Genomic DNA, 22064 nt, shown 5'->3' on the forward strand with positions numbered 1-22064 from the left:
GCTAAAAAAGTGCACCACAAGAAAGCAGCTCACAAAGCTGTAGCGCAGAAAGCTCAGGCTGCTAAAAAAGTGCACCACAAAAAAGCAGCTCACAAAGCGTAATTTGTCGTGCGGGAGCCCGCTCCCACTCAATACTGACTCACTAAAACACCCGGATCCTCCGGGTGTTTCTTTCTGGAGTATCGGATGATGATTCGTCGCTACTTATTCGAAATTATCCTGCTGACGATGATTGCCTGCGGTGTTGTTGCCGCCAGCTTCTATCTCTGACTCCTGTAGCGTGCTGATATTCCAAATTAATCTCCCTTTTAAGCCACTATCCGTCTATAGTTACTACTGTTACGTGGTACTAACCTCACAATAATTCTCCATTCAGAGAGAGACATGCGCCTAACTGCTGCCTTTTTAATCGGATGTTTCGCCTTTTCGCACTATGCCCACGCAGACGATGATGACGGGCTTAATGAAGCTGACGTCAAAACCCTCTTCTTCGGTAAAGACGATCGTAAACCCGTTGATAACGCTGCAAGCCAGCCGTGGGAAGCCATCGGCCAGCTCGAAACCGCCAGCGGTAACCTCTGTAGCGCCACCCTTATTTCTGCCCACCTGGCCCTGACGGCCGGCCACTGTCTGCTGGCCCCGCCCGGTAAAATCGACAAAGCCGTCGCCCTGCGCTTTATTGCCAATGGCAAAGGCGGCTGGCGTTATGAGATCCACGATATCGAGGCGCGTGTCGATCCCGCCCTGGGTAAGAAACTGAAAGCAGATGGCGACGGCTGGATTGTTCCCTCTTCTGCCGCCCCCTACGACTTCGGGCTGATTATCCTGCATAATCCACCGTCCGGGATCACGCCGATTCCCCTCTTTGACGGCAGCCGCAGCGACCTGACTGCCGCCCTGAAGCTGGATGAGCGTAAGGTGACGCAGGCAGGCTACCCCGAGGATCATCTCGACGCGCTTTATGCCCATACCGACTGTGCAATCACCGGCTGGGCGCAGAAAAGCGTTCTGTCGCATCAGTGCGATACTCTGCCGGGGGATAGTGGCTCCCCGCTGTTGCTGAAGGTGAATAATGCCTGGCAGCTGATTGCCGTGCAGAGCTCTGCACCCGCGGCAAAAGACCGCTATCTTGCCGACAACCGCGCAATTGCCGTCACCGCTTTCCGCGACAGCCTTGAAGCACTGGCCCGGTAGTGTGCATCAATAAAAAAACCTCTCACATGAGAGGTTTTTTTTACCTGCGACTCTCTTTAACGGCGTTTCGTCGTCTTTTGCTGAAGATAAGCTTACGTTTACGGCGGGTGCCTGATGCGTTAGTTAGCCGCCAAATACCAGTCTGGCGCTCTGCGCACCGGCATATTCTGTCGTAAATTGTTTCGCCTCCTGCGCGGTTTTCGCCACATAAGCGTAATTAGAGGAAGGCGTCCACTTGCTCGGCGGCGACGTTTTATTCGGCAGCGCCGGATAACTTCCGCTGTCGGTAAAGGTTCCGGTGCCTTTATCATCAAGCATGCCATTTTTTTCGCTTCCGGCACCAAAGTAATTCGCTTCGGAAACAATTTTTGCCCCCGTGGCAATAGTGAACCCCAGCGCGAAGTTATTAATATAGTTATTGTAGAAATGAAAGTAACCGTACCTGGCCAGGCCGGGCGCACGGGTATAAACATTTTCAAAATGACAGTGGCAGACGGTCAAATGCGGAAAACCGTCATAACCCGTCTGGTCATCAGCCGGCCAGCCAAAAATCAAGCCATAGCGATGATTCTTAAACAGGCAGTTACTGACGGTCGCCCAGTCGGCTTTCGCGCCAATATACAGCAGCTTATCCGTGCTGTGGTCACTGTCGGCCCAGTCATGCCCTTCCCAGGTAACGTGATCAATCCAGTACTTATTACCCTGGCTGAGATAGAGCTGAATATCATCGTTGTGATTGAACTCACGGCTGTGCTGCAATACCAGATTTTGAAAAATAATATTCCCGGAAGCTTCCGTGCTGCGGAAATGAATATTATTAAGCGTGCGATTTTCATACGAACCAACGAGGGTTTTATTTGCCCCAAGATTAACTTTTGTCAGGCTGTCTGCCCGAATATTACGGTTTAACACCACCACGCGCGGCGTTGTATCCTCCAGCGCCTTCTGCAACTGATCCAGCGTTTCAACATAGACTACTGAACCTGCCCATCCACCGGTCACACCTTGTGCTTTAGCAAAACCGCTAATGCCCGCTAATTTGCTATCCGGATAACTCATATTACTCTCCTTTCATTAATGGCCCCTAAGGGGATCTCCCTTAAAGTTATAGCCCTAACGGCAGAGAGCAGGCCAGTTATTTCCCGCTTAATTGATTAATTTGACTTAACTAATTAACGCGCAGCGCAGGGTTGCCGATCAGGATGAAATGTCATCCATCGCCTGCTGGATACGCTTCTCCGAGACCGGATAGTGCGTTCCCAGCTGCTGAGCAAAGTAGCTTACGCGCAGCTCTTCAATCATCCAGCGGACGTCTTTCACTTCCTCATCATCGCGCCGGACTTCAGGTAATTTGTTGTACCAGCTGCTCCAGGCCTGCTGAATTTTTTCAACCTTCAGCATTCTGGCGCGATCGCTGTGGGGATCCACCGGCAGCTTTTCGAGACGTCGCTCGATGGCGTGCAGATATCTCAGCGTATCAGAGAGCCTTTTCCAGCCATTTTGCGTCACGAAACCGCGGTAGACCAGGCCACCCATCTGCGCCTTGATATCCGAGAGCGCCAGCGCCATGGTCATATCCACCCTTCCCTTGAGCTTTTTATTGATGGTAAAGACGGAGGTCAGGATCTGTTCAACCCTGCTGGCGATGTCCACCACGGTGTCATTCAGTCCGGCGCGCACCCGCTCATGAAGCTGGCTGAATGCCTCTTCCTGCCAGGTTGGACCGCCGAATTCCGCAATCAGACGGTCAACGCCGCAGGAAATGCAGTCGTCAATCAGCTCGAGCACTTTACCGTAGGGGTTGAAATACAGCCCAAGCTTGGCTTTATTAGGTAGTTTCTCGTGCAGGTATTTCACCGGTGAAGGAATATTGAGCAGCAGCAGCCTGCGCTGACCTCGCCACATCGCCTTCTGCTGGGCATGCTGGCTGTCAAAAAGACGAATGCCGACGCTCTCTTTTTCATCCACCAGCGCTGGCCAGGCTTTTACGCTGTAGCTGCCACGTTTCTGTTCAAAATGGTCCGGCAGGTCGCCGAAGCTCCAGCTTTGCAAACCGCTCTGCTCCAGTCCGTCATCCGCCACGTCCGCCAGCGTTTCCTGCACCTTGCCCTTCAGCGCATCCTTAAGCTGCGTCAGGCTGCGCCCTTCACCCAGCTTACGATTTTTTTCATCCACTACCCGGAAAGTGATTTTCAGATGGTCGGGTACCTGGTCCCACTGCCAGGCCTCATGATCGATAGTCACACCGCTCATGCGACGAAACTCGCGCTCCAGCGAATCCAGCAGCGGTAACGCCTGCGGGGTGGCGCGTCCCATAAACGCATCGGCATAGTTAGGAGCCGGAACAAAATTTCGCCGCACCGGTTTCGGCAGCGACTTGATCAGCGCCACTACCAGCTCGCGTCGCAGACCGGGGATCTGCCATTCGAAGCCCGCCTCGGTGACCTGATTGAGCAACGGCAGCGGAATATGCACCGTCACGCCGTCGGCTTCCTGGCCTGGCTCAAACTGATAGGTCAGTCGCAGGCGAAGGTCGCCCTGCTGCCAGACGTCGGGATAGTCCAGCTGGCTGACGCCGTCAGCGCCCTCTTTAACCAGCATCTCCCTGACGAAATTCAGCCGCCCGGGTTCTTCCCGGCTGGCCTGCTTCCACCAGCTGTCGAAGTGGCGCGCAGAGACAATATCCCGAGGAAGTCGGGCGTCGTAAAATGCATAGAGCGTTTCATCATCCACCAGAATATCGCGGCGACGCGATTTGTGTTCCAGCTCTTCCACCTCCTCGCGCAGCCGCAGATTACCCCGAAAGAAAGCGTGACGCGTCTGCCAGTCGCCCTCGACCAGCGCATGGCGAATAAACAGCTCACGCGACAGCACGGGATCGATCGGACCATAGTTGACCTTGCGCGCGGCAACGATCGGCAGTCCGTACAGGGTAACCTTTTCGCTGGCCATCACCGCGCCCTGGGCTTTCTCCCAGTGAGGCTCGCTGTAGCTGCGTTTGATCAGATGCCCGGCAACCGGCTCGATCCATTCCGGCTCAATGCGCGCCGCAATGCGCCCCCACAGGCGGCTGGTCTCAACCAGTTCTGCGACCATGGTCCACTTCGGCGGTTTTTTAAACAACCCCGACCCCGGGAAAATGGCAAAGCGGGCATTGCGCGCGCCGGTATATTCCTGTTTGTCCGCATCCTTCTGGCCCAGATGCGAAAGCAGCCCGGTGAGTAGCGCAGTGTGAACGCTGCGGAAATCACCCGGCTCGGTGTTCAGCGGGATGCCCTGCTCGCGCACAACCTGACGCAGCTGGGTATAGATATCCTGCCATTCACGCACGCGCAAATAGTTAAGATAGTCGGTTTTACACAGGCGGCGAAACTGACTGGAACCCAGCGCCTTTTGCTGCTCCTGAAGGTAGTTCCACAGATTAACAAAGGAGAGGAAATCAGAATCTTTGTCGGTAAAGCGGCGGTGCTTTTCATCAGAGGCCTGCTGCTTATCGACCGGCCTTTCACGCGGATCCTGAATGGATAATGCCGAAGCGATGATCATCACTTCGCGGGTGCAGCCGTAGCGCTGCGCTTCCAGTACCATTTTTGCCAGCCGCGGATCGACCGGCAGTTGCGCCAGCGAGCGCCCTGATGGCGTCAGCTTATAGTGCTGATTTTCGTTCTGGGTAATCGCCCCCAGCTCTTCAAGCAGCTTTACGCCGTCCTGAATATTGCGCTTGTCGGGCGCTTCCACAAACGGGAAGGCGCTGATATCGCCGAGCCCGAGCGCGGTCATTTGCAGAATAACCGACGCCAGGTTGGTGCGCAAAATCTCCGGGTCGGTAAAGGCCGGACGGCTGAGGAAATCATCTTCCGAATAGAGCCGGATGCAGACCCCTTCCGACACGCGCCCACAGCGGCCCTTACGCTGGTTCGCCGAGGCCTGTGAAACAGGTTCAATCGGCAGTCGCTGGACTTTCGTGCGAAAGCTGTAGCGACTGATGCGGGCGGTACCGGGATCGATGACGTATTTGATCCCCGGCACGGTCAGCGAGGTTTCAGCGACGTTGGTTGCCAGCACAATCCGCCGGCCGGTGTGCGACTGAAATACGCGGTTCTGCTCGGCGTTAGATAAGCGGGCAAAAAGCGGCAGGATTTCCGTATGCGGCAGGTCGCGCCGGTTAAGCGCATCCGCCGTGTCACGGATTTCACGCTCGCCGCTCATAAAGATCAGAATATCCCCGCGGCTGAGCTGACCCAGCTCATCGACGGCATCAAAAATCGCCTGTAGCTGGTCACGCTCGGTGTCTTCCGCGTCCTCAACGACAGGCCGGTAGCGCACCTCAACCGGCCAGGTACGGCCCGTAACCTCGATTACCGGTGCATTATGGAAGTGACGCGAGAAACGCTGAGGATCAATGGTCGCCGAGGTGATGATGACTTTCAGATCCGGGCGCTTCGGCAGCAATTCGCGCAGGTAGCCCAGCAGAAAGTCAATATTCAGGCTACGCTCGTGCGCCTCATCAATAATGATGGTGTCATACTGCATCAGCAGCCGATCCTGCTGTATTTCCGCCAGCAGGATCCCGTCGGTCATCAGCTTGACCTGAGTCGTGTCGCTGACCTTGTCATTAAAACGGACCTTATACCCAATGCAGCCGCCGAGCGTGGTTTCCAGTTCGTCGGCAATACGGTCGGCGACGGTACGTGCCGCCAGGCGACGCGGCTGAGTATGACCAATCAGACCGGTGATGCCCCTGCCCAGTTCCATACAGATTTTGGGGAGCTGGGTGGTTTTACCCGATCCGGTTTCACCCGCGACAATCACGACCTGATGATGACGAATGGCTTCTGCAATTTCGTCTTTTTTCTGACTGACCGGCAGATCTTCCGGGTAGCGAATAGCAGGGATTGCCGCGCGTCGCTGGGCGATTTTCTGTTCAGCCAGGGTGATTTCAGCATCCAGCGCGTCGGCTAAGGCCTGCTGAGCGCTGGCCTCTTTCATTTTTTTTGCGCCGTTGAAGCGCTTTTGCAAACGCTGGCGATCGCGCAGCATTAGCGAATCAAGTCGCGGCAGCAGAAGCGCCAGCGCTGACTGAGTGTTTTCTGACATAGGATTTACACGCTCATTCTGTTGCCGTTGAACCGGTCAACAGCGGACTATTCAGGTTAAAAATTTTGCGTAGTGTAGCACAGACAGACACTTAGCTCCTGGCCGTACGTGGTTTGCTTGTTCAGTAATTTCGAACGTAGACCTCAGAATATTGCACTATCCCTGAGGGAGGTTTGTCCATAAAGTGTATGTCATTGAGCGGAAGGTGTTCCGCGTATCACACAGGAAATTATCATGAGCAATGTATTAGTACTGAAATCCAGTATTCTCGCCGGTTATTCTCAGTCTAACCAGCTGGCCGATCATTTCGTTGAAGAGTGGAAAGCCGCGCACGGTAGCGACACTATTACCATTCGCGATCTTGCTGCCAATCCAGTCCCGGTGCTGGATGGCGAGCTGGTCGGTGCGCTGCGCCCTTCCGATGCTGCTCTGACGCCGCGCCAGCAGGAAGCGCTGTCTTTGTCTGACGCGTTGATTGCCGAGCTGAAAGCGCATGACACCATTGTTATTGCGGCACCGATGTATAATTTCAACATTCCTACTCAGCTGAAAAACTACTTCGACCTGGTTGCCCGCGCGGGCGTAACGTTCCGCTATAGCGAGAATGGTCCTGAAGGCCTGGTGACAGGTAAGAAGGTGGTGGTTATTTCCAGCCGTGGCGGCATCCATAAGGATACCCCAAGCGATTTGCTTACGCCTTATCTGAAGCTGTTCCTGGGTTTCCTGGGCATGTCCGACGTGAAGTTTGTTTTCGCCGAGGGGATTGCATATGGTCCGGAAGTGGCGACTAAAGCCACGACTGACGCGAAAGCCGTGCTGGAAGAGCTGGTGACCGCATAATTTTTGATTATGCTGTTGCAGTGACCGATACAGCCCGGTGGACAATTCCCGTGTCCACCGGGCTTTTTCTTTCGGGTTGGTCTTCTGTCCGGCTGGGGGCATGTCAGTTGTGCAGGCTGGAATTTCTGCTGTGCTGCTTTAAGTAAAAACTTTTAGCTCTCCGTCTGTACGTGAGTGCTTTCAATAAAACCGCTTGTCTGTCCGCAGTTATCATCAGCACGACGTCCAGTTAAGCCCTAATAACATTCAGGCTTTTGAGCTGTAGCAATGCTCATCCATTTTCTTATTTGCAGAGTTCTTTCTTTTAAAACTTGCCGAAAGATCTTGTGTAACCCCCGAAACCGCCGTTACCCGCAGCCAACACAATGTAAATGGAGCCAGCGGGTGGGGCCCGGTGACAGGCAATCCGCAGCGCTGAGCGCAGAGAGGAAGACCCGGATGGGCCAGCAGGGAGGCTGGCACAGGGGCATGCCCGCCAGGGATGTCACGTCATGCCCGGTCCGAAAGGTCAACGAGCGGAGCGAAGGCGGCGCGAGGACCGCCAGGCACCGGGCACCATCCGTTGGCGACTACACCAGACTTTAGCCAGCCGCCCCCCCATTGGCGATTGGCGATTGGCGATTGGCGATTGGCGATTGGCGACAGTACCAGGCCTTTAGCCAGTCGGACAACACCCATCGGCGATATGCTCCAGTCACCACCGGAATGGCACAGGATTAAGGTGTTTTCTGTAGCCACTGCCCGTTAATCCCGCGAACATATTCGCCCGCAGCGGCCCTGTCGACCAGCTTCATCCCGGCAATACGGGCAACCTCTTCCGTCGTCAGACCGTTTTGGCGGGCCAGCATCAGGTATTGCTGACTGCGCCCCTGGTTGATGCGCTCAACCAGGGCCAGCGTATCCGCATCCTCAGCTCGCGGTGCGATATAGCCGGACAGCGTCTCACCCACCCGACCCTGCTGACGCCCCTCGCTCAACGTCAGGGCCATGGCCGCCGCAGGCAGCAATAGCAGGTAAATCAGCATATTTTTTATCCCGCTCATCATGCCTCCCCTCAAAACAAATCACTCTGATTTTTTAACAGTGCCTCAACGTCTTTATCCACCTTGATATGGATCTCATGCTCAATTTTGACGTTCATATTGATGGTAATCGGCTCCTTTGGCGCCGCGATCTCAATACGGGGCGTACAGCCACTGAGCAACAGCGCAGCGGCGGGCATCAGCAGGCTAATGCGTTTCATCAAATTTTTCCTTGTGCTTCGGCAGTGTGGCGTTATCTTCCAGCCATGACTGCACGTTATCGCCAAAGCGCAAACTGCGCCAGAGCTGAAACAGGTTTTCCTGCTGCGTATAGTTAAGCGACACGCGCTGATTTTTATCGCTAAAACGGCTGGTACCGTTGACCTGCGCCCTGAAGGTCATCACCCCTAGGTTATCCAGATCCAGCGTGGCCCAGCTGCGTGAAATCTCCATATAGCGTAGCCAGTTCATCGCCGCACCTGCCGCAATATTGTTGTTGGAAATCGTATCCGCAAGGTCCTTATCCATCCGGACCGTCAGCGGGCCGCTATTGGCGATCCAGCCGTCCTTAATCAGCCAGCGGGGATGACTCAGCCACAGCGGCAGCGCACCATTAATATGCCCGGACATCGCAATCTGTTTCGGTTTTATCGCCGTGACCAGCTCGCTGACGCTGATATTTTTGATGCGTAGCGTTGCGGCTTCATGTTGCGGCATCTGCAAGCTCTCCATACGCAGCGTCCCGCCCAGAATATCCATGCCGACGTTACTCAGGCGCAGCGGATGCTCTTCGCTCCAGGGAAACCCCCCCTGGAGATCGGCAGTGATATTTTGCAGGGTAAACTGATTTTTAATCGCTTTAATACGAAGAGAGACCGGCCCTTTTGCGCCGAAATACCACCGATCCACCTTTAGCCTGAACGGCAGGGAGAAATCGACGCCGCTGATATCGTTATCCGGCAGTGAAGCGCTCCCGTTGCTCACCACCCAGTGACCGCCCGCCGCCAGGCCGCTATCGCTGGCAGCGGAAAAGGCCACCTGCGCCCTGAGAGTACCGGAGCGGATCTTCATTTTCAGCTCATCACTCAGCAGCGGCTGGAAGACCACAAGAGGCTGCGTCGGCCACCAGGCCTGACCGCGCAGATGCGTACCATCCCAGCGGCCCAGCAAGCGCACCGGGCCAATTGCCTGCGCCTGAAGCGTGCCCCGATAGAGAAAAGAGGCCGGATCGCGACCGCTGACGTTGAGCGCCAGCGTGGCGGGCGGCAGGTAACTACCGTCGCCAAACAACGTTTGTCGGGCGGTCAGGCTCAGCGCCCCGTCAAAAGAGGGTTTAGCCCGATCCCAGCGCAGCGGCGTGGTTAATGTCAGTCTGGGCGCATGAACATTGACGCCGCCATAGCGGATCCGATCGAAGCCGGTGGAGAGTGACGTCAGTTCAATCAACCTCTCCTGCCAGCGCCCATTTCCGTTCACATCCCAGGTGGCTGACAGCGGCACCATTTTGCCGTTGCCCCAGTAGCGCCACTGCCACAGGCCTTTATCCGGCCAGAACTGCGTCGCCCGACCATCCAGATGCAGCCTGAACCGTCCCATTTGCGGATCGTGCGCGCTAAGGATCGCCTGTAAACGTCCATCAATTCCCGCTGAAGATACGGTGACGCCGGCCAGCGGCCAGCGTGCCTCGTCAACCTCCAGCGTCGGGAGTAGCCGCCCTCGCATACGTAATAGCGCACCCGGGCTGAGCAGGAGTGCAGGATCAAGCAGCGGGCCATGCACTTCACCGGGAAGCCCGGCGTAAAATTGCAGTTCGGCCAGCTTGCTTTCGCCCGTTATCCTGAAGGGCAGTGCGCTGTTAACGAGATCAAGATGGCCCGGCCCCAGCGTAAGGACCACGTTGCCTTTCCCACCGCGCCCCTGAGTCAGGATGTTAAGGCGCCCGGTGATTTCCGTCGCCGCCAGCCCCTGTTGCCAGTGATTCAGGGTCAGAGCTACGCCGCCAGAGAGCGGCTGTGACGCCCAGGGCCAGCGCCACTGCCCCTGGGTTATCTGAATGCTGTCGGCGGCAACCTGCCAGGGTAAGCTGACCAGCAGCGTCTGGTTATCCTTCTCCGTGACCACCAGTTCGCCGTGCTGCTGCTGCCAGTTCAGTCTGATGCTCAGGGGGGCCGGCACGCCCTGTAGCACCAGGTTAGCGCCCAGCTGCCCCTCTTCTGGCAGGGTATCCGGAATGGCAGGAAGATGCAGCGTGCCGGAAAGCTGTACCGGTTCAGGAATACCGGGAGCCTGAAAGGTCAGCGCGTCGATATTCAGCTGGTTGCCTTCCAGCCTCGCCTTAAGTGACAGCGCATCACCTCTATAGCTGATCTGCTGACGATCGTCGTCCAGCCTTATGCTCAGCGCGCCCGCCAGATTTTGCCAGGGAGCGACCGAAAAACGATCGATGGATACCTGGGCAGTGGGCAGCATTGCCTGCCAGGCCGCCAGCGTTCGCGGCGCGGCGTCAGACTTACCGGGCGGTAACCTATCGAAACATGCGCTGTTAATATTGACGTCGGCGGCCCCGAGCAGCCAGCGACCGCTTCGCTTACTCAACGAAACATCACGCATATCAGCCAGCACGCACTGCCCGGCCAGATAGCGGATACCCGGCACGGAAAGCGCGCCCTGATGCCAGCCAGGCCGACCGTCCAGCGCTACGGATGTTCCCGCAGGAAGCCAGACCCCCGCCAGCCGCGGCAGCCAGTGCGTCATGGTCAGCATCATTCCCGCCAATAGCACGACGATGCTTATTGCTGCTGCGGTTAAAACTTTCCAGCCCCGGGTCATAATATAAAGTCCGTTTATTTCGACAGGTTAAGTGAGGTAAATGATGGCACGTTAAGCCCGGATGGAGAAGTTTTTCCCCGAAAACAGGCCAGGCAGCCGTGATAGTTACCCGGCTCTGGTAAGGGTCGCAGCCTGATATCAAATCTTGTTAAGATGTCCGTTGATGAATTCCCTTCGGCATAGCAGGAGAGCAATCGTGAAAATAGCGGTGTACAGTACCAAACAGTACGACAGGAAGTATCTGGAGCAGGTCAATGAAGGCTATGGCTATGAACTGGAGTTTTTTGACTTCCTGCTCACCGAACGTACGGCTAAAAATGCCACGGGCTGCGATGGCGTTTGCATCTTCGTGAATGACGATGGGGGCCGCGCCGTGCTTGAGGAGCTGGCAGAGCTGGGCGTTAAATTCGTCGCGCTGCGCTGTGCGGGATACAATAATGTTGATCTCGACGCCGCCAACGCCCTGGGTCTGCACGTGGTTCGCGTTCCCGCTTATTCCCCGGAAGCCGTTGCTGAACACGCGGTAGGAATGATGATGACGCTTAATCGCCGTATTCATCGTGCTTATCAGCGAACCCGCGACGCTAATTTCTCACTCGAAGGGCTGATTGGCTTTAATATGCATGGCCGCACCGCCGGCGTTATCGGCACGGGTAAAATTGGCCTTGCTACGCTGCGTATCCTTAAAGGCTTCGGCATGCGCCTGCTGGCGTCCGATCCCTGGCCAAATCCGCTGGCGCTGGAGATGGGCGTGGAGTACGTGGATAACGCCACCCTGTTCAGTGAAGCTGATGTTATTTCGCTCCACTGTCCGCTAACGCCAGAAAACCACCATTTACTGAATATGTCGGCATTTGAAAAAATGAAAGATGGGGTGATGATCATTAATACCAGCCGGGGCGGGCTGATTGATTCCCAGGCGGCGATTGATGCCCTGAAATTGCAGAAGATAGGCGCATTAGGCATGGATGTGTACGAAAACGAACGCGACCTGTTTTTTGAGGATAAATCCAACGACGTTATTCAGGACGATATTTTCCGCCGTCTGTCTGCCTGCCATAACGTGCTGTTCACGGGCCATCAGGCATTCCTGACGGCGGAGGCCCTGACCGGCATCTCGCAAACGACGCTGCAAAATATCAGTCAGCTTGCCGCCGGCGGATCCTGTCCGAACGCGGTAACGGCATAGATCATTCGCTACAGCTGATGGGTTATCCGCTCCGCCTGCTCCATCCCGGCTCACCGCCCCGCTTAGCGCGCGCAGGTTCCGCCAGCCAGCGCGCTTTCATTACAGCGTCGTCCATTTGCCAGCTGGCACATGCCGACGGCAGAGCCATCAAGCTGACGCGAAAGGGCCAGCAGGCCACCGGCATTGGAGCAGGCGCTGGCAGCCAGATCGGACATTACGACTTTAGTGGGGACATGGGCGCTGGTTGCCTGCTGTGGCGGTTCATCATTGCTGTCGCTGCTACAGCCTGAGAGCACGAGAGATGCCCCCAGCAGCAGTAAAGTCGCTGCTTTCATTATCCACTCCGGGTTGGTATTTATGCGGTTTGTCAGCATAAGCCAGGATCGGATGTGGGTCGATAGCTGTCACGAATATTTACCATTTAATAATCACAATAATAGCAATAGCCTGCGTTCTTATTTTATAAAAAAGGGCGTGTAACAATGAAAGATGACAATAAATCAGAAGGATAGCCTGTGTTAATGGATCTGTTATTACGTATCGCGCTGGCCGGTGCACTGGGTGGATTAATTGGACTTGAGCGCCAGCTGCGGGCTAAAGAAGCGGGTCTGCGTACGCATATTTTAGTGGGTATCGGTAGCGCCATGTTTATGATCGTTTCTAAATATGGCTTTGATGACATAATTATGCAGGCGCATATTGGTCTGGATCCCAGCCGTATTGCCGCTCAGGTCGTCAGCGGAATGGGTTTTCTGGGCGCCGGGACTATTATTATTCAGAAGCAGATCGTTAAGGGGCTGACGACTGCCGCCGGTCTGTGGGTCACCGCCGCGATTGGACTGGTTATCGGGAGTGGTCTGTATGAAATTGGTATCTATGGCACGCTGCTGGCGCTGGTGGTGCTGGAAACGTTCCGCAGAATCAGCCACTGGCTTATCGGCCGCCATCATACGCTGGTGTTTCACCTTAAACCGAAAAGCGTTCCCATGGTGCTGATTGTACTCGAGAAGGAGCGCGTCAGAACCGGTCAGGTTTCCATTGTGAATCGGGATGTCGAGACCGGACTCTGTGAGATGACGATTGACGTGACCCTGTCACGAAAAATCGCACCCCACCAGATTTATGATTCACTACTGGAAATTAAAGGCGTGCATTCGGTTGAAATGCACTAGCCGTGACGTAAAAGGGATTATCATGGCCGTTTAGTCCGGCCAAATTTGCAAGCAAACGTATGGAGAACAGAATGAGCGATAAAAATATTCTTGTTGTAGCAAAATTCACTGCCAAACCGGGCAAGGCTGATGAGCTGAAGAAAGTCCTGACGCACGGCGTAAAACCTGCCCGGGCAGAAGCGGGATGCGTTCATTACGATCTTTACCGCAGCGTTGAAGACGGTAACGTCTTCCTTTTCCATGAAACCTGGAAGAACGAAGAGGCCGTCAGAACCCACGGTGAGCAGCCGCATTTCAAAACGCTGATGGCCGATGCTGAACCGCTGCTGTCAACGCCCCCTGCTGTACACCGCGTGTAAAAGACATTCTTAACGCGGCCAGTCGTTCATCTGGCTGGCCGCAATAAAATCAGAAGGCGGACTTCAGCAGCACGGCACGACAGGATTTACCTTTGATTTTCACCTGCTGAAGCTGCTTCATCGCCTGCCGTGCGCTGTCATGGCGAATAGCCACATAGGCGTGGGTAGCGGCGATATCAATTTTTCCTATCACTTCACTCTTCAGCCCCGCATCACCCGTCAGCGCGCCCAGGATATCTCCCGGACGTATTTTGGCTTTACGCCCGCCGTCCAGGCACAGGGTAGCCATTTCGGCTGGCAGCGGCTGTGAAGCGACGGCTTTAAGTTCAGCAACACCCTTCCAGCTCAGCTTCTGCTGTAAAAAATCCTCGAGCGCGTGGGCGCGGATCATCTCATCCGCAGCCACAAAGCTAATGGCGCTGCCCTGCTCGCCCGCACGGGCGGTACGACCGATACGGTGAACATGCACTTCCGGGTCAAAGGAGAGTTGATAGTTCACCACCATTTCCAGTGATTTGATATCCAGACCGCGCGCGGCCACATCGGTTGCGACCAGCACGCGACAGCTGGCATTGGCAAAGCGGATCAGCACCCGATCGCGGTCGCGCTGTTCAAGATCGCCATGCAGGGCCAGAGCGCTAATCTCTTTGCTCTCCAGCGCGTGAGCAATGTCATCGCACTCACGTTTGGTATTGCAGAACACCACGCAGGAGCGCGGCTTCTTAGCGCTCAGCAGGCCAATGAGTGCGGGCAGTTTCTCGCGCGGGCCTGCCTCGTAAAATACCTGTTCGATAGCCGGTAGATCGGAGACCACATCGGTTTCGACGGCCAGCGGATCGCGCTGGATACTCTGGCTGATTTTCGCCATATCCTGCGGCCAGGTGGCCGAGAATAACAGCGTCTGGCGTTCAACCGGGCAATAGCGGATTATCGCATCGATATCCTCGCGAAACCCCATCTCCAGCATCCTGTCCGCCTCGTCGAGCACCAGCGTGGTGACCTGCTCCAGCTTGAGCGTTTCACGCTTAAGATGATCGAGGATACGTCCGGGTGTTCCCACCACAATGTGAGGCGCATGCACCAGCGAATCGCGTTGGGCACCCATCGGCTGCCCCCCGCAGAGCGTGAGGATTTTAATATTTGCGGTAAAGCGCGCCAGACGGCGCAGCTCTTTAGCGACCTGATCGGCCAGTTCGCGCGTGGGACATAGCACCAGTGACTGGGTGGTAAATTGCGTCACGTCTATACGGTGCATTACACCCAGGCCAAACGCAGCGGTCTTACCACTGCCGGTCCTCGCCTGGGCGCGCACGTCGCGCCCCGCCAGGATCGCCGGCAGCGACGCGGCCTGAACAGGTGTCATGCTGTGATAGCCAAGCTCGGTCAGATTATCGATCTGGCTGGCTGGCAGGGAAGTCAGGGTTGAAAAAGCAGTCACAAGTTACTCTCTGATAGAAACCGACGGGCGTATTGCCGCAGAGTGTACCAGAGAACGGACGATGGCGGTTACTGGCGGATGCGCAAACGCGCAGCAGGCAGAGTGTGACGAGCGGCGTGATGCTCAGCGACACAACGGCGCAGGGAGGATAAAAGTAGATAATTGGCGCTGGCTTTCGCCGCTGTAATCCGTACCATACTCGCCACAACGACGCATGCCGGAACCGATGAACTCAAACGAAAAGATTTCATTGCTGAGAGAAACTGGCAAAATAAGCGTAATGCCCCCCATTTTGAATCTGAGCCGCTAAATTATGCACCAACATCAAGACAATACTAAGAAAGAGCAGTACAACCTTAATAAGTTGCAAAAGCGTCTGCGCCGCAACGTTGGGGAAGCGATTGCCGATTACAATATGATTGAAGAAGGCGACCGCATTATGGTGTGCCTGTCGGGGGGTAAAGACAGCTATACGATGCTGGAAATACTGCGCAATCTCCAGCAAAGCGCGCCGGTCTCTTTTTCTCTGGTAGCCGTTAACCTCGATCAGAAGCAGCCAGGTTTCCCGGAACACATCCTGCCTGAGTATCTCGACAAGCTCGGCGTGGAGTATAAGATCGTCGAAGAGAATACCTACGCCATCGTGAAGGACAAAATTCCCGAGGGCAAAACCACCTGCTCACTCTGCTCGCGCCTGCGACGGGGCATTCTCTACCGCACCGCCACCGAGCTGGGCTGTACCAAAATCGCCCTGGGCCATCATCGCGACGATATTTTACAAACGCTGTTTTTGAATATGTTTTACGGCGGAAAAATGAAGGGTATGCCGCCTAAGCTGATGAGCGATGACGGGAAGCATATCGTTATACGCCCGCTGGCCTACTGTCGGGAAAAAGACATTGAGCGTTTCGCCATTGCCCGCGAATACCCGATTATCCCCTGTAATCTGTGCGGCTCCCAGCCTAACCTCCAGCGCCAGGTGATTGGCGATATGCTGCGCGACTGGGATAAACGCTATCCCGGACGCATCGAAACCCTGTTTAGCGCGATGCAGGACATTGTGCCTTCGCATATGGCCGATACGTCGCTATTCGATTTCAAAGGGATCCAGCACGGTTCAGAAGTGGTGGACGGCGGCGATCTGGCATTCGACCGCGAGCCTGTGCCACTCAGGCCTGCCGGCTGGCAGCCGGAGGATGATGAGGACGCCCCGGTTCGTCTCGATGTCATGCAGATCAGATAAGGCAGTCAGGCGCTGGTTATGCTAATGGCCGTTGAGCAGCCAGATGCTGCTCAACGGCCAACCCCCGGTTACATATGCGGGGGTGGGTCCAGAATGGGATCGGGATCGCCCGGCGGTGGATCAGGCATCGGCTGAGGCGTCGGGAACGGCTCAGGGATGGGCACAGGGTCGGTAGGGATAGGGTCAGATGCGTGCGGAGTGTCCATAACGTTTGCAGTTAACATGTCTTCCTCCTCAGTCTTTGCTTGAATACTAAGCATAGGCACCATCTGACACAGTAGCAAACGGCCAAAAAAAAGCCGACTATGCGTCGGCTGTTATGAATCAAATGTGCTATGCAGTAATTCAAATTTGGAAGTAGTACAATATGGAGCGCAGCGCCCATCGCTTGACGCTGCATTCACCTGCGAAACAGAGTTTGCCTCCGCTGAACCGATTTTGTATTGATATGGATCAGGTTTATTTTCGCTTTAGCGACCTTAACGCCCCCTTCCCTACAGCCATTTACGCTGGCGTAACCACACACCAACACCCAACACCAGCAACACTAACAACAGGCAAAACGCGCCGAAACCGTAATGCCAGCCGCCGCCGGGTATACCGCCAAGATTGACCCCGAACAGCCCGGTCAGGAAGGTCGTGGGCAGGAAAACCATCGCCAGCAGCGACATGGTATAGGTGCGGCGGTTCATCGACTCAGCCATCACCGTACTGATTTCATCAGAGAGTACCGCCGTACGCGCCAGGCTGGCGTCCAAATCATCCAGCCCCCTACCCAGCCTGTCTGCGATATCCTGCATCCTGCGGCGATCGTCATCGCTCATCCAGGGCAGCCGCTCACTGGCAATACGTGAGAAAACGTCCCGCTGCGGGGCCATATAGCGGCGCATGATAATTAACTGTTTGCGGATCAGCGCCAGTTCGCCGCGCGGCGGTACCTGCTGATCCACTACTGCATCTTCAAGATCGATAATCTTATCGTGCAGCTGCTCAATAAACTCGCTGGTATGATCGTTAAGCGCGTCGCAGACCTCAACCAGCCAGCTGCCGCCATTCACCGGTCCGTTACCGTTCTGGAGATCGGTCAGCACCTCGTCGATGGCATAGACCTTGCGCTGCCGGGTTGAGACAATAAGTCTCTCATTAATAAATACCCGGATCACCACCAGCTGATCGGGGCGAGACTCGCTGTTCAGATTAACACTGCGCAGGGTAATCATCGTGCCATCGCCAAGCCGGCTGACGCGAGGGCGCATGCTGTCGCCACCCAGCGCATCGCGGACGGAATCCGGCAGCAGCGGCGTGGACAACAGCCAGTCGGCACTTTCCCGGTGGGTGTAATTCAGGTGTAACCAGCAGGGGCGATCGCTTGCTAATACGTCTTTATTATCGATGGGGATCAGCCCACCTTTGCCGTCCAGCTGACACGCAATAATTGCGTCCGTAACCTGTAATGACTTACCTGCAATAACGTCCACGGCGGCTCCATTTTAAGGACAATCAGTGCGGTACAGTCTAGCCTGCCGCCGGGTCGTTGCAAAATGGTTAAGGTTACTCAGCCGTTAGAAACCGTGTCATTCTGCAAACCCGCCCTGCGCCAGGTTAACCCTGTTGACTGGCTGCATCGTTCAGCCTGAATTGCGCGACGGCATAGTCAGCGATCGCCCGATCCTGCTCACTGGTCCCGCCGCTGATACCAATCGCCCCCACCACCTGTTCGTTGACGATTAACGGATTCCCGCCTGCAAAGACGATGACTCTGCCATTCAGGGAATTATTCACACCGTACAGCTCGCCGCCCGGCTCAGCATCTTTCTTCAGCTCCTGGGTCGCTTTACCAAACAGTGCGCTGGTGTAGGCCTTGTTAATGGCATGTTCAATACTGGGTAGCTGAGCGCCATCCATTCGTATATGGGAGATTAAAAAACCCGAGGCGTCCACGACGGCAATATTGCTCGGTGACGCAATGTCTTTCGCCTTATCTATCGCGATATCCGTCAGGCGCCGGGCCTCGTTTAAATCAATGTTATTTTTTACAATCATGTCATTCCCCCTGGTGGTCGTGAAAAATCATACTGCACAGTATGAAACAGCTTTTAGCCTGGTAGAAACCGCGTACTGATTCAGGCAGATGGCTGCACTATTTATCTCTCTGACTAAGCGTAAATAAATTAATGAATGGAATATGGATGCAGCAGGAATTATTGCGGTGACGAGCGTACTCAGAAAAGATGATAATGACAACGCGGTAAAAAAAACGCTGGCACATTATGCCAGCGCTGTCGTTATTAGCGAGCAATTTCACTAAAATGGTGTTCATCATAGGGTTCGGTAAGAAACGTATTAACCACATCGTTAAAGGCAATCCAGTGTGGTGTTTTCTGATGCTCACTCAGTACATCTTTACCTGACCAGAGTTCAATTAATGCATAGTGGTTTTTATTATTTTCATTGTTCCACAGCTGATAAAAATGGCAGCCCTCTTCTTTGTTGGTCTCGACGACCATATTATTCAGTACGGCAAGAAATTCCTGCTTATTTTCCGGCTTAACTTTAAAGAATACATTAAGTGTAATCATAGTAATTTTCCCTTGTGCAAGTGAATATGGCTGATTTCTTGTGACGCAGAGAAGGTTACTTGACCCAGTGAATTCCTTAAAGTAACTTGTTTTCAATATATCGTTTCACTAAATGGAAAACCTATGAAACTTCGTTCGGCTGAGGCCTTTTGTCGCGTGGTCGAGCTGGGAGGGATAGTGCCTGCGGCCGAGGCAATGTTCTGCGTCCCCTCAAATATCACCAAAATGATAAAAGAACTTGAAAGCGAGCTCCGGAAGCCGCTGTTTGATCGTTATAAAGGCAGACTCAGCGTCACCCCTTTTGGCAAGCAGTACTATCAGGATGTCAGTCAGCTGCTTGAACTCTCTGATAAAATCCACAAAAAGCATCAAAAAGGCGCTGACGTGTCTACGCTGACCATTGGCGCAATAGATGTGGCTATCGACTTCTGGTTACCCAGGCGGGTTGTGGGTTTTATGCAGGAAAACAGCCATATTCGGGTCAACCTGATCAACGCCTACTCGCGAGTGCTGGAAGAGAAGCTGATCAATCGTCAGCTGGATATGATCTTCTCTGACGGACCGATTCTCAGTCCTGAAGTCACCAGCGCGCTGGCATTCGAAGAGCGACTGGTACTGGTTGGACACCCGGAAAGGGTCAACGCTTCCCCCATCCCGCTATACAGTTTTGGCAAAGAGTGCCTTTACAGCGATATGGTCGAACGCTGGCATGCCGAACAGCCAGCGGGCAAATACCAGATGACGCAGATGGAAAGCTATCAGACGATGCTTTTACTGGCGGAGAACAATTTTGGCATCGGTTTTATTCCCGAGCGCGTATTGGGAGAGCGTGCAGCGGAGACGGAGCAATATCAGCAGGCATGTATTTCCTGTAATGTCTATCTCGCGTGGCACCGGTTTATAAAGCACCAATCCATGGCCAGTATGCTCGATTATTTACAGGTGGAATATTGAACACTTTGTGATAACGCCCACTAATTTAACCTGCGCCACGCGGATGGTCAGTGCTGAGGTCTTAGAAAAGGCATCCTTGTGACGCTCGTTATCGCCTGCTTAGCGGATAGAGAAAGGTCCGATTTGATTCAGAATCACAAAAATTTTTTTAGTCGTTTTTGCAAGAAAATTATACGGATATGATTATATTTAAAATCATCAAACAATTTATAATTTAAGGGAGTTGAGTTATGGGCTTATCACCTAACAGATCTTTTCTGCATGCTTTCTATATTAATAGGTATGGATCCCCATCAGAAAGTAATGCATTAAATAGTAATAAAAACCACAAAACAGCAGATTTTTCCTCCCGTTGTATATCGGTCGTTCAGAGATCTGATATCTCCTTTATTAGTAAAACTGAAGGCCAACACGTTGACAATCGTCATGAAGGGATTAGAAGAGGTGCAATCCGGCAGGAATTAGATAAATTTCCTCCAAATGCTACAATGGAAGAGATTAAAGGATTGATTAAAAGAGAGTTACCTTCTCGCAGACATTTCATTTTCTAATCAATAATTACCCCTGAGCATCAGAATGCACTGATGCTGATGTAGTAGCGTATTCATCTGCATGCTCTGGCGTATGTGCTTATTACAGAGCACATATTATCAAAATCGCTGATTTAACCTATACTGCTTAACTTCGCGATCTCTTGTCTTTACCTGGTTTCTCATCGGTATCGTCCCTGTTTGTGATGATACCTGGATTGCCTGCTACACATCTTTTTTACTGTGTCGTTAGTCGGAAACACCATACTGTTTTTTCTATTATGGGGTTCTACGCCGGAACCGCCGAAATTTCCGTTACCTCACATCGCGTTGCAGATTAACCGCCCGCACTGATTACTAATGTCTGTTTCAAGGTCATTTTTCCCGCTCAACTCTTTCTGTCCGCCGACTTTGGCGACGGCCGCACGGAGCTGGTGATAAGATTCAATCCGGTTCTGGGAGTGACGGATATTGCGTTCCAGTTGCGGATCGCGCAGGTATTTCAGTGTATAGATGCTGCGTACCAGTCGATCATATTCACCAGAATACGCAGGAATAGCAGTTTACACTCTTAAGATGGGGAAGCCGCCGCTCCTTTTATGCATGAACGGGCGGCGGCTGGCTGACAGGCGATCTTTCGGATAATCAACTATCAATACTGATCGTGTTGATGTGTTTGATACTCAAAGGGGAAATTGGACCTTCAACTTGCACCTCATCTACAGCGAGATAGTTGGAATGTATCGCATCTTTAGCTAACGCCAGAGCTTCATCCTGTGGAATGCCCAATTCTCGAATAGCTAGATTCGCAATGCCATTAATCAACGATGTTGGATTTTTATCCATATTTTCTCGAAATGAGAAAACTTGTTGTTTGTTGGTTTCTATTTGATAAAGGTGATATTTTTTGCTCTGGCCTTGGTGCTTTATCATATGGATAAAGTCTTTAACTTTTTCTTTTGAGGTTGAAGCAAATACGGTATTTTTACCAAATACACGAACCTCACAAGGCTCATTACTGTTGGTGCCAGAAAAACCAAATTTCTTAATCGTTGCTGGGGAGCGTGTATCTGCACGATAGACAGTTGTGTTTCTCACTGAGCTAACTGATTTTGCGAAGGTAACATTCCCTGCTTTGGGGGCCGGAGTGGAAGAAGATGTTTTATAGAAGCTAGAAACGAATGATGTGATTTTTCCTGAAAGCATATTAAACCTTGTCCTTTGATAGAGGTACTACCTTTATATATCTTTCAGCGGTCAAAGATATAAGAAACCGCCTCTTTATATGCTGCTTTTGGGAACGATTGGTTTTCATCTCTGCAAGAAAGAGCCACAGTTCCCCGCATGCAAGAGAGGATGTTACCAGCTGGCGACATACGAGTGTTGAATGGCTACCAGCAGGCGCGCATGTTACCAGCGATCAGCAGGCAACATTTAGGAAACGAATGCCGCAGTTTTGGTGGCGGCTGTTATCGCATAGGCTGCTTCCATGTGGCTTAAAGATGATGGTGGCGCAGATATTAAAGGTTCTGTTCATGTACAGGATCGTTTGAGATTATCGGCTGTCTCTTATACACATCTGACGCTGCCGACGACGGCCTTGAGGTGTAGATCTCGG

At 53.5% G+C, this 22064-nt stretch carries 21 protein-coding genes and 1 pseudogene; 9 read left to right on the forward strand and 13 right to left on the reverse strand.

Annotated features, from left to right (window positions below; translation table 11 throughout):
- The first annotated feature begins 189 nt into the window (after positions 1-189).
- Both ydgU and ACLRGG_RS15035 read left to right on the forward strand, forming a co-directional pair.
- Positions 190-270: a small membrane protein YdgU gene (gene ydgU / locus ACLRGG_RS21455; protein ID WP_503827129.1), complete on the forward strand. Its 81-nt coding sequence runs from the start codon at positions 190-192 to the stop codon at positions 268-270.
- 114 nt (positions 271-384) lie between these two features.
- On the forward strand, positions 385-1194 hold the full coding sequence (locus ACLRGG_RS15035; protein WP_416250534.1) for a trypsin-like serine peptidase: 810 nt from the start codon (positions 385-387) through the stop codon (positions 1192-1194).
- 123 nt (positions 1195-1317) lie between these two features.
- Here the strand turns inward: ACLRGG_RS15035 and ACLRGG_RS15040 are convergent, their stop codons facing one another.
- Together ACLRGG_RS15040 and hrpA are read right to left on the reverse strand one after the other, a co-directional pair.
- Entirely contained in the window at positions 1318-2253 is a 936-nt protein-coding gene (locus ACLRGG_RS15040; RefSeq protein ID WP_416250535.1) for a pectate lyase family protein, read from the reverse strand.
- 138 nt (positions 2254-2391) lie between these two features.
- Complete coding sequence (gene hrpA, locus ACLRGG_RS15045; RefSeq protein WP_416250536.1) at positions 2392-6291, reverse strand: ATP-dependent RNA helicase HrpA; 3900 nt, start codon at positions 6289-6291, stop codon at positions 2392-2394.
- A gap of 234 nt (positions 6292-6525) precedes the next feature.
- Here hrpA and ACLRGG_RS15050 point away from each other — a divergent pair, with 234 nt between their 5' ends.
- Positions 6526-7131 (forward strand): FMN-dependent NADH-azoreductase, encoded by a 606-nt coding sequence (locus ACLRGG_RS15050; RefSeq protein WP_416250537.1) that lies wholly within the window; start codon positions 6526-6528, stop codon positions 7129-7131.
- 716 nt (positions 7132-7847) lie between these two features.
- Here ACLRGG_RS15050 and ACLRGG_RS15055 read toward each other — a convergent pair.
- From ACLRGG_RS15055 to ACLRGG_RS15065, 3 genes are read right to left on the reverse strand one after another with little or no spacing between them, the layout of a single operon-like run.
- A complete protein-coding gene (locus tag ACLRGG_RS15055; RefSeq protein WP_416250538.1) occupies positions 7848-8177 on the reverse strand; it encodes a YdbL family probable chaperone protein in 330 nt (109 codons plus the stop codon).
- Between the two features lie 8 nt (positions 8178-8185).
- Positions 8186-8374, reverse strand: coding sequence for a YnbE family lipoprotein (locus tag ACLRGG_RS15060; protein ID WP_067701663.1), 189 nt, complete (start codon positions 8372-8374; stop codon positions 8186-8188).
- A complete protein-coding gene (locus tag ACLRGG_RS15065) occupies positions 8361-10982 on the reverse strand; it encodes a YdbH family protein (protein WP_416250539.1) in 2622 nt (873 codons plus the stop codon). The genes ACLRGG_RS15060 and ACLRGG_RS15065 overlap by 14 nt, the downstream gene beginning before the upstream one ends.
- A 196-nt stretch (positions 10983-11178) precedes the next feature.
- Here ACLRGG_RS15065 and ACLRGG_RS15070 point away from each other — a divergent pair, with 196 nt between their 5' ends.
- Complete coding sequence (locus ACLRGG_RS15070) at positions 11179-12171, forward strand: 2-hydroxyacid dehydrogenase (RefSeq protein WP_416250540.1); 993 nt, start codon at positions 11179-11181, stop codon at positions 12169-12171.
- 62 nt (positions 12172-12233) lie between these two features.
- Here ACLRGG_RS15070 and ACLRGG_RS15075 read toward each other — a convergent pair whose 3' ends face one another.
- Complete coding sequence (locus ACLRGG_RS15075) at positions 12234-12506, reverse strand: putative hemolysin (protein WP_416250541.1); 273 nt, start codon at positions 12504-12506, stop codon at positions 12234-12236.
- Positions 12507-12686: 180 nt separating this feature from the next.
- Here ACLRGG_RS15075 and ACLRGG_RS15080 point away from each other — a divergent pair, with 180 nt between their 5' ends.
- Positions 12687-13343 carry an MgtC/SapB family protein gene (locus tag ACLRGG_RS15080; protein WP_067701648.1) on the forward strand — a complete coding sequence of 219 codons (657 nt, stop codon included), beginning with the start codon at positions 12687-12689 and terminating at the stop codon, positions 13341-13343.
- Positions 13344-13414: 71 nt separating this feature from the next.
- Positions 13415-13702: a putative quinol monooxygenase gene (locus ACLRGG_RS15085; protein WP_416250542.1), complete on the forward strand. Its 288-nt coding sequence runs from the start codon at positions 13415-13417 to the stop codon at positions 13700-13702.
- A 49-nt stretch (positions 13703-13751) separates the two neighbouring features.
- On the opposite strand, the gene dbpA is transcribed toward ACLRGG_RS15085, so the two are convergent.
- The gene (gene dbpA / locus ACLRGG_RS15090) at positions 13752-15140 is read right to left on the reverse strand and encodes an ATP-dependent RNA helicase DbpA (RefSeq protein WP_416250543.1); all 1389 of its coding nucleotides are present in this window, start codon (positions 15138-15140) and stop codon (positions 13752-13754) included.
- A gap of 313 nt (positions 15141-15453) precedes the next feature.
- On the opposite strand from dbpA, the gene ttcA reads away from it, so the two are divergent.
- Positions 15454-16383 carry a tRNA 2-thiocytidine(32) synthetase TtcA gene (ttcA, locus tag ACLRGG_RS15095; RefSeq protein WP_416250544.1) on the forward strand — a complete coding sequence of 310 codons (930 nt, stop codon included), beginning with the start codon at positions 15454-15456 and terminating at the stop codon, positions 16381-16383.
- A gap of 68 nt (positions 16384-16451) precedes the next feature.
- Here the strand turns inward: ttcA and ynaL are convergent, their stop codons facing one another.
- The 4 genes from ynaL to ACLRGG_RS15110 all read right to left on the reverse strand — a co-directional run bounded on the left by ynaL (position 16452) and on the right by ACLRGG_RS15110 (position 18962).
- Complete coding sequence (ynaL, locus tag ACLRGG_RS21460; protein ID WP_492127488.1) at positions 16452-16607, reverse strand: proline-rich small protein YnaL; 156 nt, start codon at positions 16605-16607, stop codon at positions 16452-16454.
- Between the two features lie 270 nt (positions 16608-16877).
- Positions 16878-17861, reverse strand: coding sequence for a zinc transporter ZntB (zntB, locus tag ACLRGG_RS15100; protein WP_416250545.1), 984 nt, complete (start codon positions 17859-17861; stop codon positions 16878-16880).
- A gap of 124 nt (positions 17862-17985) precedes the next feature.
- Positions 17986-18426, reverse strand: coding sequence for a GlcG/HbpS family heme-binding protein (locus ACLRGG_RS15105; RefSeq protein WP_416250546.1), 441 nt, complete (start codon positions 18424-18426; stop codon positions 17986-17988).
- Positions 18427-18671: 245 nt separating this feature from the next.
- Positions 18672-18962 carry a putative quinol monooxygenase gene (locus ACLRGG_RS15110; protein WP_416250547.1) on the reverse strand — a complete coding sequence of 97 codons (291 nt, stop codon included), beginning with the start codon at positions 18960-18962 and terminating at the stop codon, positions 18672-18674.
- Positions 18963-19085: 123 nt separating this feature from the next.
- Between ACLRGG_RS15110 and ACLRGG_RS15115 the strand changes: the two genes are divergently transcribed.
- The gene (locus ACLRGG_RS15115) at positions 19086-19916 is read left to right on the forward strand and encodes a LysR family transcriptional regulator (protein WP_416250548.1); all 831 of its coding nucleotides are present in this window, start codon (positions 19086-19088) and stop codon (positions 19914-19916) included.
- Between the two features lie 230 nt (positions 19917-20146).
- Positions 20147-20467 carry a hypothetical protein gene (locus tag ACLRGG_RS15120; protein ID WP_416250549.1) on the forward strand — a complete coding sequence of 107 codons (321 nt, stop codon included), beginning with the start codon at positions 20147-20149 and terminating at the stop codon, positions 20465-20467.
- A gap of 302 nt (positions 20468-20769) precedes the next feature.
- Here the strand turns inward: ACLRGG_RS15120 and ACLRGG_RS15125 are convergent.
- Positions 20770-20985, reverse strand: a pseudogene (locus ACLRGG_RS15125) (Tn3 family transposase); the annotation flags it as partial.
- A 106-nt stretch (positions 20986-21091) separates the two neighbouring features.
- Entirely contained in the window at positions 21092-21652 is a 561-nt protein-coding gene (locus tag ACLRGG_RS15130) for a hypothetical protein (RefSeq protein WP_416250550.1), read from the reverse strand.
- Between the last annotated feature and the right edge of the window lie 412 nt (positions 21653-22064).

This window comes from Erwinia sp. PPS120 (genome assembly GCF_047918655.1).
Lineage (GTDB): Bacteria > Pseudomonadota > Gammaproteobacteria > Enterobacterales > Enterobacteriaceae > Erwinia > Erwinia tasmaniensis_A.

Excerpts from the sequence above, each read along its gene's own strand:
- ACLRGG_RS15130 (WP_416250550.1), bottom strand. The coding sequence starts at position 21,652 with ATGCTTTCAGGAAAAATCACATCATTCGTTTCTAGCTTCTATAAAACA.
- ACLRGG_RS15120 (WP_416250549.1), top strand. The coding sequence starts at position 20,147 with ATGGGCTTATCACCTAACAGATCTTTTCTGCATGCTTTCTATATTAAT.
- ACLRGG_RS15075 (WP_416250541.1), bottom strand. The coding sequence starts at position 12,506 with ATGAAAGCAGCGACTTTACTGCTGCTGGGGGCATCTCTCGTGCTCTCA.
- ydgU (WP_503827129.1), top strand. The coding sequence starts at position 190 with ATGATTCGTCGCTACTTATTCGAAATTATCCTGCTGACGATGATTGCC.
- ACLRGG_RS15085 (WP_416250542.1), top strand. The coding sequence starts at position 13,415 with ATGAGCGATAAAAATATTCTTGTTGTAGCAAAATTCACTGCCAAACCG.
- ACLRGG_RS15060 (WP_067701663.1), bottom strand. The coding sequence starts at position 8,374 with ATGAAACGCATTAGCCTGCTGATGCCCGCCGCTGCGCTGTTGCTCAGT.
- ACLRGG_RS15050 (WP_416250537.1), top strand. The coding sequence starts at position 6,526 with ATGAGCAATGTATTAGTACTGAAATCCAGTATTCTCGCCGGTTATTCT.
- ACLRGG_RS15035 (WP_416250534.1), top strand. The coding sequence starts at position 385 with ATGCGCCTAACTGCTGCCTTTTTAATCGGATGTTTCGCCTTTTCGCAC.
- ttcA (WP_416250544.1), top strand. The coding sequence starts at position 15,454 with ATGCACCAACATCAAGACAATACTAAGAAAGAGCAGTACAACCTTAAT.
- ynaL (WP_492127488.1), bottom strand. The coding sequence starts at position 16,607 with ATGTTAACTGCAAACGTTATGGACACTCCGCACGCATCTGACCCTATC.
- hrpA (WP_416250536.1), bottom strand. The coding sequence starts at position 6,291 with ATGTCAGAAAACACTCAGTCAGCGCTGGCGCTTCTGCTGCCGCGACTT.
- ACLRGG_RS15055 (WP_416250538.1), bottom strand. The coding sequence starts at position 8,177 with ATGATGAGCGGGATAAAAAATATGCTGATTTACCTGCTATTGCTGCCT.
- ACLRGG_RS15110 (WP_416250547.1), bottom strand. The coding sequence starts at position 18,962 with ATGATTACACTTAATGTATTCTTTAAAGTTAAGCCGGAAAATAAGCAG.
- ACLRGG_RS15040 (WP_416250535.1), bottom strand. The coding sequence starts at position 2,253 with ATGAGTTATCCGGATAGCAAATTAGCGGGCATTAGCGGTTTTGCTAAA.
- ACLRGG_RS15105 (WP_416250546.1), bottom strand. The coding sequence starts at position 18,426 with ATGATTGTAAAAAATAACATTGATTTAAACGAGGCCCGGCGCCTGACG.
- ACLRGG_RS15115 (WP_416250548.1), top strand. The coding sequence starts at position 19,086 with ATGAAACTTCGTTCGGCTGAGGCCTTTTGTCGCGTGGTCGAGCTGGGA.
- ACLRGG_RS15065 (WP_416250539.1), bottom strand. The coding sequence starts at position 10,982 with ATGACCCGGGGCTGGAAAGTTTTAACCGCAGCAGCAATAAGCATCGTC.